This is a genomic window from Sporosarcina jeotgali, assembly GCF_033304595.1.
In the GTDB taxonomy this organism is placed as follows: domain Bacteria; phylum Bacillota; class Bacilli; order Bacillales_A; family Planococcaceae; genus Sporosarcina; species Sporosarcina jeotgali.
The window spans coordinates 2,057,928-2,072,471 of sequence record NZ_CP116341.1 but is presented as its reverse complement, the minus strand read 5'-3'; the positions used below and the strand labels follow the sequence as shown (position 1 = coordinate 2,072,471).

Annotated in this window: 11 protein-coding genes; 5 read left to right on the top strand and 6 right to left on the bottom strand. The window is 42.5% G+C overall.

The annotated features are described in order from the left end of the window. Positions 1-28 precede the first annotated feature (28 nt). Positions 29-1,615, top strand: coding sequence for a BCCT family transporter (locus PGH26_RS10170; RefSeq protein WP_323690975.1), 1,587 nt, complete (start codon positions 29-31; stop codon positions 1,613-1,615). Positions 1,616-1,648: 33 nt separating this feature from the next. Here PGH26_RS10170 and PGH26_RS10165 read toward each other — a convergent pair whose 3' ends face one another. Then, positions 1,649-2,383 (bottom strand): metallophosphoesterase family protein, encoded by a 735-nt coding sequence (locus tag PGH26_RS10165; protein ID WP_323690974.1) that lies wholly within the window; start codon positions 2,381-2,383, stop codon positions 1,649-1,651. Positions 2,384-2,512: 129 nt separating this feature from the next. On the opposite strand from PGH26_RS10165, the gene PGH26_RS10160 reads away from it, so the two are divergent. Further along, on the top strand, positions 2,513-3,058 hold the full coding sequence (locus tag PGH26_RS10160; protein ID WP_323690973.1) for a hypothetical protein: 546 nt from the start codon (positions 2,513-2,515) through the stop codon (positions 3,056-3,058). A 6-nt stretch (positions 3,059-3,064) separates the two neighbouring features. Here the strand turns inward: PGH26_RS10160 and PGH26_RS10155 are convergent, their stop codons facing one another. From PGH26_RS10155 to PGH26_RS10140, 4 genes are all read right to left on the bottom strand, one after another. Next, a complete protein-coding gene (locus PGH26_RS10155; protein WP_323690972.1) occupies positions 3,065-3,679 on the bottom strand; it encodes a DUF3298 and DUF4163 domain-containing protein in 615 nt (204 codons plus the stop codon). A 120-nt stretch (positions 3,680-3,799) separates the two neighbouring features. Continuing rightward, positions 3,800-4,750, bottom strand: a complete 951-nt coding sequence (locus tag PGH26_RS10150) for a metal ABC transporter solute-binding protein, Zn/Mn family (protein ID WP_323690970.1) — start codon at positions 4,748-4,750, stop codon at positions 3,800-3,802. A 180-nt stretch (positions 4,751-4,930) separates the two neighbouring features. After that, positions 4,931-5,788, bottom strand: coding sequence for a metal ABC transporter permease (locus PGH26_RS10145; protein ID WP_323690969.1), 858 nt, complete (start codon positions 5,786-5,788; stop codon positions 4,931-4,933). Next, positions 5,788-6,531 carry a metal ABC transporter ATP-binding protein gene (locus PGH26_RS10140; RefSeq protein WP_323690968.1) on the bottom strand — a complete coding sequence of 248 codons (744 nt, stop codon included), beginning with the start codon at positions 6,529-6,531 and terminating at the stop codon, positions 5,788-5,790. The genes PGH26_RS10145 and PGH26_RS10140 overlap by 1 nt, the downstream gene beginning before the upstream one ends. Positions 6,532-6,955: 424 nt before the next feature. On the opposite strand from PGH26_RS10140, the gene PGH26_RS10135 reads away from it, so the two are divergent. The 3 genes from PGH26_RS10135 to brnQ all read left to right on the top strand — a co-directional run bounded on the left by PGH26_RS10135 (position 6,956) and on the right by brnQ (position 12,690). Then, entirely contained in the window at positions 6,956-8,116 is a 1,161-nt protein-coding gene (locus tag PGH26_RS10135; RefSeq protein WP_323690966.1) for an exonuclease SbcCD subunit D, read from the top strand. Further along, positions 8,113-11,190: an SMC family ATPase gene (locus PGH26_RS10130; RefSeq protein ID WP_323690965.1), complete on the top strand. Its 3,078-nt coding sequence runs from the start codon at positions 8,113-8,115 to the stop codon at positions 11,188-11,190. Before PGH26_RS10135 ends, PGH26_RS10130 begins: the two co-directional genes overlap by 4 nt. Positions 11,191-11,313: 123 nt before the next feature. Further along, positions 11,314-12,690 (top strand): branched-chain amino acid transport system II carrier protein, encoded by a 1,377-nt coding sequence (brnQ, locus tag PGH26_RS10125; RefSeq protein ID WP_323690964.1) that lies wholly within the window; start codon positions 11,314-11,316, stop codon positions 12,688-12,690. A gap of 57 nt (positions 12,691-12,747) precedes the next feature. On the opposite strand, the gene PGH26_RS10120 is transcribed toward brnQ, so the two are convergent. After that, on the bottom strand, positions 12,748-14,505 hold the full coding sequence (locus PGH26_RS10120; RefSeq protein WP_323690963.1) for a SulP family inorganic anion transporter: 1,758 nt from the start codon (positions 14,503-14,505) through the stop codon (positions 12,748-12,750). Positions 14,506-14,544 lie beyond the last annotated feature (39 nt).

Here is a 14,544-nt window from a genome sequence, read left to right as displayed (position 1 = left end):
GTATCTAGAGAAATAGGAGTCGTTGCCATTGGAGAAGAAGTTTTGGAAGAATCCAGTATTTGCAATATCTGCATCCGTTGTATTTATATTGGTACTATTGGGTGCACTGATGAGTGAAAAATTCGGAAAAACAGCAGATATGCTGTACGAATTTACAACGAGGAGTTTTGGATGGTTCTACTTGCTCGTTGTATTTGTGTTGATCGTATTCTTAGTGGGACTTGCAATCAGTAAATATGGAGCGATTCGTTTAGGCGGAGATGATGAACGTCCGGATTTCCCGTTCTTCACATGGATTGGTATGCTGTTTTCTGCTGGTTTTGGTGTCGGTCTTGTCTTTTATGGCGTAGCTGAACCAATGAGTCATTACATAAATGCACCTGTTTCAGGAGTGGAACCGGGGACTGAAGAGGCTGCGCGGCTTGCGATGGGCTATTCGTTTTTCCATTGGGGAATTTCCCAGTGGGCTATTTTTGGTTTAGTAGGTCTGGTTATTGCATTTTTACAGTTTAGAAAGAAGAAAGACGGCCTTATTTCTACAGCGATGGAACCTGTAGTGGGTTCTAATAAGTTCCTGAAAGGCGGTATTGACTCGTTAGCCGTCATTGCGACTGTTATGGGAATTGCGACTTCACTTGGCCTTGGCGTTCTGCAGATGAGCGGCGGTTTGGAGTATGCATTCGGGATCAGTAATACGTTTCTTGTCCAGTTTTCAATTATTGCCGTTGTATTTGCAGCATATATGCTATCAGCTTCTACGGGTTTAGATAAAGGGATTCGTTATTTAGGGAATTTCAACTTAGGACTTGCAATTGCCCTGCTTGCATTTTTCTTTATCGTCGGACCTAAGGTGTTTATCTTAGATAGCTTTACGCTGGCAATCGGGGATTATATTACAAACTTCATTCAATACAGTTTACGATTGCAGCCTTACGGAGAAGGGACATGGGTTCAAAAATGGACCATTTTCTACTGGGCATGGACGATTGCGTGGTCACCATTTGTAGGAGCCTTCGTAGCGCGAGTTTCTAAAGGGCGTACGATTCGTGAATTCATCATCGGTGTGATGGTTATCCCTCCTGTTTTCGCGTGTATGTGGGTAGCAACGCTTGGCGGAACTGCGCTCTACAGTGATTTGAAAAACGGGACAAACATTGCTGAAGTGGTTAACCAGGATGTAACGTCAGCACTATTTGAAACGTTTCAACATATGCCATTCACGGGCTTACTGACATTTTTAGCAATTATCTTGATTTTTACATTCCTCATTACATCTGCGGACTCGGCTACATACATTTTAGCCAGCATGACAACCAAAGGGAGCTTGTTCCCTCCAATGGTCGTAAAACTTACGTGGGGAGTACTCATGTCAGCAATCGCAGCGGTTCTCTTATACGCAGGCGGTCTGGAGGCGCTGCAATCAGCTTCGTTAGTCTCTGCATTACCGTTCGGTGTGTTCTTGATTATCATGCTATTCGCAATGGTGAAGATGCTGAAGAAAGAGCCCATTACTGTGCGGCCGCGGGATATACGGCGCTTTGAACGGATTGAAGCGGAGTACAACAAGAAAAAGGAACGCAAAAAAGAGAAGCAGAAGAGAAAAGGACCCTCCTGAATCTTCAACATAAAAACAAGCAATCGAGTGAGGTTAGACTCGATTGCTTGTTTTATTTTTTGCCTGAACGGAGACTTGTCTCTTATGCGGAAGTATTAAGCAGTTGAGCTGTCCCCCGAAAACAGCACCGCCATCTATGCCTATAATCGAATTTTTCCCAAAGTAGATGTTATTATTATTCTCATCGCCGTACAGACCTTTTGTCGGTGTATGACCGAAAATTACTGTTTTAGTTCCCTTGTAGTTATTATGAAATTCATCTCGAATCCATAGTAATTCATAGGGATCTGTTTCTTCTAAAGGGACCCCCGGTTTCACTCCTGCATGTATGAAAATCATATGTGGTTCTTCAATATAATAGGGGAGACTTTGGATGAATTCTAAATGCCGATTGAGTGATTCCGAGTGCAGATGAGGTTTTTGGAATTCATCATCATCAAAAAACAAAAACGATTCTCGTTCGAATCCATAGCTTTGCAATGTTGCATCTCCGCCATTGCGACCTGTCCAATTCCTCCACGTTCGTTCATTCCCGTCTATTAATGATTTGACCATCATATCTTCATGATTGCCTTTAAGTGCGACCGCGCCGCCTTCAACCAACTCTATTACTTTGTCCAGTGTTTCTTTTGAATCGGGTCCCCGATCTATGTAATCGCCAAGCAAAAATAATCGATCCCTCTTAGGATGGTAAGCTGCCTTTTCTAATAGTTCTGTAAGCATATCCAGTTCTCCGTGAATGTCACTAATGACAAGTGTCCGCTTCATTTACCTCTTCCTTTCAGTAACATATCTATCCCAACACTACGCCATATTTTTAGATAAATCAATTTCAGATAACTTGTAACCAATCTGCTGGATTCCCGTCTGATTCGTTAAAGCGGGGAGGCGGAAGGTTTGAAAAGAATCGAAGTTTTTATGTTTGTATTCTTACTAGTGTGGGCTCTCCCTCATGGAGAAAAGGCACTTGCGTGTTCTTGTATGGAACTCCCTCCTGTATCTGAAGCTAAAGAACAGGCGGATGCTGTATTTTTAGGTGAAATTACAGCTATCAAAGAACTGGATATGCAGAGAGAGGTGACAATTGCTGTTCAAGAAGCCTGGAAAGGTGTCGAAGCGAATACAATTACTATCTATACAGGTTTTAACAGTGCAGATTGCGGCCTGCCAATCGAAGCAGGTGAAAGTTACTTGTTTTACGCATCTGATTGGAGTGAACGAGAAAATTCTCGTTTTCTAACAAGTACGATTTGTACTCGAACCACAACAGCTGCCAGCGCAGCGCAGGATATAAAAGAGCTTGGTGCCGGGAAGAAGAAGTTCATCCAAAGCCAACCGGCTCCTTCTTCTGAAAGAAATGCAAATTGGATCATACCGGGTATTTTGGGTTCGATTGTCCTCCTGTTCGTCCTCTCATGGATCATTCGCAAAATGCGAAACTAGATGGTTTTAAAGAAAGGGAATGAAACGCTGCAATGGACTTTCAGCTGGGACGAGGTTCTCGATATCCTTCAATGCAATTGGGAAGTACGGGAATCCCCATACGTATGGGGTAATCTCATATAATTGGAAGTAAATGACGAGTGACGTGTCTGCCAAATAGAAATCCTGGTCTCTTCGGATCACAGTGAATGGCGGATCGAGCAGCTCAACACCCCATTCATCAATCTTTGCGCGGATTCTATCGGATAAAGGCTTCTCAAAATCCTGTGAGCCTAATAAATCATAGAGGAAAACTCTTTTACCTGTTTGTGTTTCAAACGTCAAAGCCTTCACAACAGTCATTCCATGCGCTCCGCCGGTAAAGGAATAGGCAATGAGTGTTAGACTCAACATGTTTCGCTCGTTTGTTTTTATCTCGAAATAAACGATGAGTTCAACAAGATTAGGATCGTAATAATTTTGTTCAATGAGCAGCTGGTTTAATTCATTTCGAATTTGAGTATTGAGACTGTGCTGTACGACTGGAAGGTGGGGGAGATGGACTTCTGGATACACAATGGAAATGGAGTGTGAAGGGTTCGGTAACTGGCGCGTTGTAATGAGAACGGGAACATTTTTCATAACATCATCCTTTCTATGATGCACCATCTTATGCAATGTGAATCATTCCAATACCTGTTAGTCTTCAGTAAAAAAAGAAGGTGTACGCCACATGTGCGTACACCTTCTTTTCAAATCATGTTATCGTTTCTTGCTAAGTTCATCGTGGATTAAATCAATATTGTAGTTTAAATATTTCACATACGTATCGATTTCTTCACCTGGATCTCCGATTTCATCGGAATAGATGAATTTCTCTGCCATAGGTACACCTGTCTCTTTAGAAACAGTTTCCATCGGACGTGTATCGACATTGGATTCTACAAACAATACAGGAACCTTATGTTCTTGGATAAAGTGAACTAAGTCTTTAATCTGTTTTGGTGACCCGTTTTCTTCTGTATCAATCTCCCAGATATACGCTTCCTTCAGGCCGTAATGGTCGTTCATATACTGGAATGCACGTTCACTTGTAACCAGGGTGCGATTTTCTTCAGGAATGTCATTGATGCGTTCTTCGTATTCTTTGTCCAGTTCTTTCAAACGAGCAATATACTCTTCGCCGCGTTCCTTGATTTTTTCGCTGTCAGTAGGGTGTCTCTCAATAAGAACTTCCGTGATTTTTTCTGCCATTTGAACACCAACGCCTGGGTCGATAAATGCGTGAGGGTTAATCTCTTCCTCACGGCCATCTTCTCCAGACAGATATTGAGGTGTCACTTCTTCTGTCAGGTTGAAGATGTTTTCATCCTTTTGGTGAACAGAGTCTGTCATCTTCTTGAACCAGCCTTTGTCGCCGCCTTCTAAATTCAAACCATTATAGAACAATACGTCAGCGTCTGTAGCAGCTTTGATATCCTTCGGAAGCGGTTCATATTCGTGAGGATCCGTTCCTGAAGGCACCAAGTTGTGAACCTCAATATAGTCACCGCCAATTTGGCGGGCCATGTCTGCAATAATTGTAAATGATGTTACGACTTTCATTTTTTCTTTCCCATCAGGTGCAGATGCAGCTTCATCATCATTTCCGCATGCTGCGAGCATGAAGACTGCCATCAATGACAATCCCATCCAAGTTACAAACTTCTTCATAAGCAAAATCTTCTCCTTTGGTTTAAAAATAATATAGTCATCCTTCCTGATGAAACAGGGTAAGTGTACTCGTTGATTTTGTTGACAGTAGAAAGTTTTTCAATTCAAGACTCTCCGTTGATTGAAGCGGATAGCGTCTGCCTGCAGCGAACGTCAAAACCGTCAATCCAGAACTTTCATTTAAGCAGCAGCGTTCTGCTTTCTGCGTGATTTGAACAGTTGAATGATCAATCCTTGCTGCGGTGAAAAGAGGAACGCTAAAACGAAAATAGCTGTTGTCGCCAATGCGATGACCGGTCCTGACGGCATATTGTACAAGAAACTGAAATACAAGCCGATGACCGCTGATAATGCTCCGAAGAACGAAGCCAGCACAACCATCGTAGATAGCCGGTTTGTTAACAAATATGCCGCTGAAGCAGGTGTGATCAGCATCGATACGACGAGAATAACTCCAACGGTTTGTAACGATGCAACGGTTACAAGTGTCAATAAAAACATAATTGCATAATGGATGAATCTTGTGTTTAAGCCATACGCTGCCGCCATAGTTTCATCGAAACTTGAAATAAGAAGCTCTTTAAAAAATAGTACGACCACACCGATAACAATTGCCCCGATAACGAGCGTAATCCACATATCCGAATCACGGACCGACAATACGTTGCCAAATAGGATTTGGGTTAAATCAGTCGCACTTCGGGCCTTTGTAATTAAAATGATTCCGAGAGCAAAGAATGCCGAGAAGACGATTCCGATTGCAGAGTCACTTTTAATGCGGCTGTTCTGGCTGATCGCTCCAATACCAAATGCTGTCAATACTCCTGTCAGCACGGCACCATAGAAGTAGTTGATGCTGAGCATATAGGAAATTGCAACTCCTGGCAGGACTGCATGGGAAATCGCATCTCCCATTAATGCCATTCCTCTTAATACAATAAAACTGCCAATCACACCGCAAATGATACCTACCATTACAGATGTGATGAATGCTTTTTGCAAAAATGCATAGTTCATTAAGTCGTGAAGAAATTCCATTACATTTGAACCTCCAAATCATCAAACATAGTCATCGGCCGTTCATAAGCACGTGTCATATTTTTTTCGCGGAATACTTGTTCCACAGGACCTGCGTCAATCAGTTCTTTGTTCATTAATATCAATTCATCAAAATAACTTTTCACTTTAGACAAGTCATGGTGGACGACGAGTACTGTTTTACCAGCGTCTTTAAGTTTCCGAAGGATCTCGATGATGACTTCTTCACTAGAAACGTCAATTCCGACAAACGGTTCGTCTAGGAAGAAGTAATCTGCTTTTTGAGCTAATGCTCTAGCCAGGAAGACGCGCTGCTGCTGTCCTCCGGATAATTCCCCGATTTGCCGGTCTGCGAAATCTTGCATGCCTACTTGTTTCAGACATTCCATTGCCCAAGCTTTGTCCGCTTTGCTTGGCCTGTGAAATAATCCGAGCTTCGGATACGTACCCAGAAGAACTGTGTCTTTAACAACAATAGGGAAGTTCCAATCGATGTTTGAACGCTGCGGGACATAAGCGATGATCTTTCGTTTCTTATCAATAGAGTTAGATCCAATCCGTGTAGTTCCGCTGTCTTTCCGTATTAAACCGAGCATTGCTTTCATTAAAGTAGACTTGCCTGCTCCATTGGGCCCTAAAATTCCTATTAAACTGCCTGGGGCAAATGTAAACGATACATTGCTAACCACTTGTTTTCCTGAATACGAGACGGAAATATTACTCGCAGTAATCGATTCTGTCATTCTAATTCCTCCTGAATTGATGAAGTAAAGTTTCCTTCGTTCAACTTTTTGTCTGGTAAAGCTCAGCATTGAAATATGTGAAGACGGGGTTCCTTATTTTCTAACACATTATGCAAAGTGCATCGAAATAGTTCTTGATAGTAGAATACAACAATATGTTTCCTTTGTGCAACTTTAAGTTTCCCATGTGCAACTTTTTATAGTATAGTCGATGTGTGCTGGCAAGTAAAGAGTAAAAACCAGATTATTTTGAGTGGTTGTTATTTTTGCAAAAAAACTGTGATCCTGCACTCATCATGGGTGTTTGATTGATAAATCCTACCGCAACAGGGCATCTCCTTCGAGATGTCCTGTTTGCGTTGGAGTGAACGGACATTCTCCGGTAAACTAGAAAGAGAATGAATTGAAGAGGGGCGAACAAACTATGAAAATATTCCATACTGCTGATTGGCATCTCGGGAAAGTGTTACAAGGTGTATCCCTGATTGAAGAACAGCGATTTGTTTTAAACCAGTTCACAGATGCTGTAAAAGAAGAGAAACCAGATGTGGTCATCATCGCAGGGGATCTCTATGATCGCTCTGTTCCTCCTGCAGAAGCCGTAAGTTTACTGGATGAAGTATTGTGGAAGTTAACGGTTGACTATAAGACACCAGTTCTAGCTATAGCAGGAAATCATGACAGTCCCGCACGACTGCAATTTGGAAGTCGTCTTATGCAAGGGACCGGTCTGCATATCGTTGGAAAACCTTCTGAAAGCGGAGAAGGAACTATCGTTCAATTAGAGGATAAGTATGGGCAAGTTCAATTCCATCTGATTCCATTCACAGATCCTTCCGTTATTCGGAATTTGGCACAAGATGACAAGGTCGACAGTCATCATCGTGCAATGGAGTCTGTTATACATCAATTTGGAGAGCTCGATTCTTCTAAGCGTCATGTCGCAATTGCTCACGCGTTCGTTACCCCGCTTGGTGAACCTGAAGAGAACACCAGTGACTCAGAACGTCCACTTTCGATTGGCGGCGCTGAGTATGTAGCTTCTCATTTATTTAATGGTTTTCATTATACTGCTCTTGGTCATTTGCATCAGGCTCACTTTACAGGAACAGAAAGAATTCGTTATTCTGGATCACCGATGAAGTACTCAATCTCTGAAGAAAATCATCATAAAGGATTTTTAGTAATTAATCTGGACGAAAAAGGTGATATAGAGATTGAAAAGAGACAACTAACTCAAAATCGCGATATTAGAACGGTCAAAGCAACAATGGCAGATCTGTTACAAGATGAGCTTAGTGAAGATTATGTTTTTGTTAAACTTCTGGATGAAACTCCGGTCTTATTTCCGATGGAAAAAGTACGTTCTGTCTATCCAAATGCCTTACATGTGGAACGTATCGTAAATCGTGCTCTTCCTGACCTGGCGACGACACGAGTAACAGATATCGAACGATTGGATGATCGTGAGCTCTTCAACTCATTTTATGAAGAAATCACAGGCGCAGTACCTGACCAGGAAACTCGGACAATTGTGGAGGAAGTATTGCAGGAACTGTTATCTAAGAAAGGAGAATCATTATGAGACCGATCCGACTGACGATGACGGCGTTTGGACCCTATCGCGGTACAGAAACGATTGACTTCACAATTCTAAAAGAACATGGATTATTTGCAGTATCAGGTGCGACTGGGGCAGGGAAAACTACAATCTTTGATGCTATTTGTTTTGCGTTATACGGACAAGCGAGCGGTGAAGACCGGACAGATATCCGTGCACTTCGAAGTGATTTTGCGCAATCGGAACTGCAGACCGCTGTCGAGTTGGAATTTGTCATCCAAGATCGTATGTACCGTGTGTTTCGCCAAGTTCCGTATACGAAAAAAGGAAATAAGAGTGAAACTGGCGGGCGAACGGAATTCTTTCAAAAAACAGATGAAGGAGAAATTCCTGCTGTAGACCGTCAAATCGTTTCTGAAGTGAACAAGAAGATTGAAGAACTTATTGGATTTACACTGGCACAATTCAGCCAAATCGTGATGCTTCCTCAAGGGGAGTTCCGTAAATTCTTAACCTCTGATACGGAAAACAAAGAAACGATTTTACGTAAAATATTCAAAACAGAACATTATCGGGAAATGGCGGAGCTTTTAAAAAAGAGAAAAGATCTTGCAATGAGTGAACTGAATACAGCACGCCTTTCTATGGAGCAGATTGTACGTCAGGTACCTGCCAGTCTTCCGGAACGGGAGTCATCCCTATTTGAGACTTTGCAAGCAGATTCTATTCACCCGAATCGTTTATTGGACGGACTGGAGCAAGAACGCATTCATTACAAAAATGCAGCACAAGAAAGTAATACTCTATATAAAAAGACATATGAAGCCCATGAACAAGCGCAGCAAGAGTTCTTTAAAGGAACAGCGCTTAACACGCAATTTGATAATTTAGAAAGGAAAATGAACGGTATCCAGCTGCTGACCTCCCGCGAAACGGAGCTGAATTCTGATCGATTAAGACTCCAAAAAGCAGAGCGGGCTGTTCAGCTGGAACCAAGTGAAAGACGCTCAACCGAAGCGGCGGCAGATTTGGAAAATCGTCGGAAGGAATTACAAGAAGCCACTCAAACACTGGAGTTATCAAAGGAAGCCAGCGTTAAAGTGGAAACGCTCTTTAATGAAGAAGTGCAAAAACAGCCTGAGCGTCAACGCAGTGCTGAAAGACTGGTTACTTTGCAGAACTTCTTGCCAAGCGTGTCTCAGATCGAGGAGAAAGAACAGCAAATCTACACGCTTCAAAAGCGAGTTGATCATGAACAGCAAGAACTTGAAAAGTTGAAGTCGTCCGTACTGGAGAAAACTGAGAATGTGAACCAGCTGAAGTTAAAAACGGAGGCATTGGAGTCTGCGTCAGAAGGTTACGAACTAATCTTAGATGAACTAACGGAATCACGTCATACAGCAGATTTGTTAACGCGTCATTGTGAACGGACCAAAACAATTCACCGACTGACAGTGGAGCTGGAGCTAAAAAAAGAACAGATGGAAAATGCGCGCAGCAAGGCGATTACAACTGAAACACGGTGGATTGCAAATCAGGCCGCCATGCTGGCGGAGACATTAGAAGAAGGACTGCCATGTCCGGTCTGCGGGAGTGAACATCATCCAGCTGTAAAGGTGAAACACCAGGAGATCCAGTTGACAAAAGAACAATTAGAGATAGAAAAAGAGACAGCAACCCAAGCTTATGAACAGTTCAAAGCTACAGAATTACGCTTAGAAAGTGAGCGGGAGGAAGCTTCGCGTATCGAAGAGCAATTAAAGGAAGTGCCAAGTCCAGACGCGTTAACATCTATGAATGAGCGGGTAAAAGTGCTAGAGAAAAAGCAAATTCAAATGAAGTCCGATCGGGATCAATTGCTCACTGTGAAAAAGGATTACACAAAGACGAATGAACAGTTGCTCTCATACCAAAAAACAATTACAGAGAAAGAAAAGAGCGACTATGCGATACGTGCTGAACTGAAAGAAGCGAAAGCGATCCTGAACGAATCTGTGAAAACCGTACCTGAACAATTTCGCTCTCTGCAAGCGCTGCAAACGGAAATATCTAAAGAAGAAAAAATTAAAATGGCACTCGAACAAGCATGGGAACTAGTGAGAGCACAGCTTCAGTCTGCCATGGAAGCTGTCTCTAATGCACAAACAGCAGTAACATACATGACTGCAGCTGCTGATACCGCTGCAGTTAAGAAGCAAGCTGCAGCTAATTCCTATCATTCAGCACTATCGGAGTCGGATTTTGCAGGTGAGGAAGATTACCAAACAAGCAAATTACTTTCCGAGGAGCGGTCTGCACTTGCTCTGAAAATTAACGATTATGATGTTGAAGTCCAAATGACAAAACAAGCAATCACTGAATTGAAGGAACAAGTTGCTGGGAAACGAAAAGTGGACTTAGCAGGACTGCGTAATTTGACGGAGCAGCACAAACACGCATATGAGCAAGCATTGACTGCGTATCATCATGCATCTGAAATTGAAAAGAATGCTGCTGAGCTGCACGTGAAATTGGAAGAGTTAATAGAAGCACAAAGCGGGCTTGAACAAAAGTGCGCGCGATTGACCGAACTGCATGATTTAGTACGCGGGAATAATGATCGCAAACTGTCGTTTGAACGATATTTGCAAACCGAATACTTAGAACGGATTTTGCATGCGGCAAATGGAAGATTAAGCGACTTATCAAACGGTCAATTTCAATTGCTGCGCAGTGACCGTCAAGAAAGCAGAGGTCGTCAAAGCGGTTTAGGAATCGATGTTTATGATGAATACACGGGACAAAATCGAGATGTGAAAACACTTTCTGGCGGAGAGAAATTCAATGCTTCGCTCAGTTTGGCTCTTGGTATGGCTGATGTGATTCAAAGCTTCCAAGGCTCCATTTCAGTTGAAACGATGTTCATCGATGAAGGTTTCGGTTCTTTGGATGAGGAATCGCTGCAAAAAGCAATTGATACACTCGTCAGTCTACAAAAAGCAGGACGCATGATAGGTGTCATTTCACACGTTGCTGAACTGAAAGAAGCGCTCCCTGCAGTGTTAAAGGTTGAAAAGACCAAGGAAGGACACAGCTATACACATATTGAAATCCATTAAATACCTTCATTAAAACCATCTGTTTATTCAAATATCGACTTGCTTTTTTCGAAGCTGCGGTTTATGATGAGGTTTTGCAATATATCGCATATTTTTTTCAGTCATCATAGGAGGTATTTCAATATGGATCGGAAGTTGCCATTTACATCACTAGTCGTCATCGGAACAATGCTGTTTGCACTTTTCTTTGGTGCAGGCAATTTGATTTTCCCTGCTCAGCTTGGACAAGAAGCTGGGACGAATTTTTGGCCAGCCGTCATCGGGTTCCTAATTACAGGAGTGGGTCTCCCTTTTCTAGGGATTCTAGCAATTGGCTTCTCTGGCAGTGCTAACTTACAGGATCTGGCAAGTCGCATTCACCCTTTATATGCGATTTTGTTCACATCAGCTCTTTACTTAACAATTGGACCATTTTTCGCTGCACCGCGGACTGGCGCAGTTGCGTTTGATATCGGAATTGTTCCATTCTTAAATGGGGCAGATCCGCTGATTCCGCGATTTATATTTACTGCATTGTTTTTCGGTATTACAATTTGGCTGTCTTTGAATCCGCAAAAAATTGCAGATCGTGTTGGTAAGTTTTTATCACCAGCGATTATTGTCTTGTTGCTTGTTTTATTAGCCGTTGCCTTATTTTCACCAATGGGCTCATTCCAAGCACCGAGCAGTAATTATCTCTACGGAGCGTTCGGTAAAGGATTTACAGAAGGCTATAATACGATGGATGCCCTGGCTTCACTGGTCTTCGGAATCATCGTCATTACGATTGTCCGCTCGATGGGCGTGCAGTCTAAAAAGGGGATTGTCGCTGCTACTTTTAAAACAGGAATTGTGGCTGCAGGATTTTTAGGAATCTTGTATGTCGGAATCGCGTTCCTAGGCGCAAGCAGTGTTGGATCACTTGGCGTGTTAGATTCAGGAGGGGCGGTTTTAACTTCTGTAGCAACTCATTACTTCGGACAAGCTGGCCTGGTGCTGCTAGGCGTTGTTATTTTACTAGCATGTTTAACGACAAGTATTGGTTTAATGACAGCATGCGGGGAGTATTTCCACACGTTGGTTCCTTCAATTTCATACAAAGTGATTGTTGTCACATTTACAGTATTTTGTTTTATCGTCTCCAATATCGGATTGACTAACATTATTACGTATTCGATACCTGTATTACTATTTTTATATCCGCTTGCAATTACGCTTATGCTGCTTACGTTTCTATCGCCGCTTTTCGGTCACGCACGAATTGTATACGTTGCGGTTACAATTGTCGCGATGCTTATCAGTGTGGTAGATGGATTAGCTGCACTTGCAGATACATTGCCTGGCGGTCAGCTTGGGAAATTGATTGAACCTATTACTGCCTTCTACGGAAAAGTGCTTCCGCTTTATGAAAATGGTCTGGGTTGGTTAATCCCTACGTTGATTGTTATCGTTGTATTCGGTGTAATTGCCCGAGTAACAGGCATGAGTTCACAAGAGTCATTGCGGACAGATGAACAATAATCCCCTAAAAAGAACCGTCTGTATCCCATTTTGAAATGGGTACAAACGGTTCTTTTTTTATGTGTCACAGCTTTGATAAGCTTGATGACTCCGGCAGTCGTCACCTTTCGACAGACTGTTGCATTCGTGAAAGGCGAACTGACTGCACCCAATGCATTTTTTATGATTAATAATTTGTAATGCATACGTTATCGCTTCTCCGGTATGTTCAAAAAAATAATTATTGCCAATTCGTTCGTAAAGGCTGGATAGCTGCAAGGTCTTTTTAACTGTTTCAGAAGCTCCGGAAATCAAAATAATGCCTCCGCGTTTCTGGAAATGTTTGATTATGGAAGACAAGTTGGCTTCACCGGTTGCGTCAATAAAAGGGACCTCTCCCATTCTTAATATAAGTACAGTTGACTCGAAGTGTAAAGTATCCATGATCCGTTGCTCAAACACTTGTGCAGCACCGAAGAAGAGTGGCCCCTCGATCGTATACATACTGATTTGAGGACAATCATGGGACGCGTTAACGATATTGGATTGGACGGCTTCGCTTTCTAGCGTATGATCTGGCAGCACTTTAGAAACTACTAGCAAATTGCTCATTCGTTTAGCAAACAAAAATACGGCTAATATTAGGCCGACAATCACTGCTGTTGTAATACTGACGAAGATGGTCAGCAGAAATGTAACTGCGAGAACCAGTGAATCACCATTTTTCATTTTAAGAACGTTGAGGAATTGCCGTCGTTCGCTCATATTCCATGCTACCAGCATAAGTACAGGTGCCATACTGGCCAATGGAATGAGTGATGCGTATGGAGCGAAAAGGACAAGGGTCAGCAGAACAAACAGACCGTGTATGACTCCTGACATCGGGGAGGCTGCACCGGATTTTATATTGGTAGCCGTTCTCGCGATTGCGCCTGTTGCGGGAATGCCTCCAAATAATGGAGTGACGATATTTGCAATACCCTGACCAATCAGTTCACGGTTGCTGTTGTGTTTTGAATTTGTCATTCCATCAGCGACAACTGCGGATAATAGCGATTCAATTCCGCCAAGAGCTGCGATCACGAATGCCGGAACGAGAAGACGCTCAATCCGTTCCCATGTGATTTCTGGGAATTGGAAGTGGGGAAGTTCGCTTGGGATATTCCCAAATGCGGAGCCGATGGTCACAACATTTCCAGACAAGAAAAATGAGGCAGCTAGTGTTGTTAAGATAAGAGCGATAAGGGAACCGGGAACTTTGGGCAAAAGTTTTGGTGTTAGCAAAATTAACAGTAAACTCATTAAAGCGACTCCAAGACTGTATCCGTTTACTGAATCCAAATGGATCATCACTTCGTGCATATTATCGATAAATTTTTCGTGTTTTGTAAGTCCGGTTAATCCAAAAAAGTTTTCAATTTGCCCTGTGAAGATTAGTACGGCGATCCCTGAAGTAAATCCGACGGTCACTGGTCTAGGTATGAATTTAATGAACGAACCGATTTTGAAAACTCCCATTAACACAAGCATGATGCCTGCTAAAAAACCAGCTAACAGTAAGTCTGCATAGCCGTACGTGAGGACGATCCCGAATAGGATTGGAACAAATGCACCTGTAGGACCGCCAATTTGATACTTCGAACCTCCGAATAGGGAAATTAATATCCCTGCAATACATGCTGTGTAAATCCCGTATTCAGGCTTCACTCCGGACGCAATTGCAAACGCCATCGCCAGTGGAATCGCTATAATTCCAACAATGACTCCAGAAAGCATATCTTTTTGAAGCTTTTGGAAAGAATAATTCGAAAATCTTCCTGTAAACAGCCGATTCATAATACCCCTTCTTCTTTTTATAATGAACTTATTTTTTAG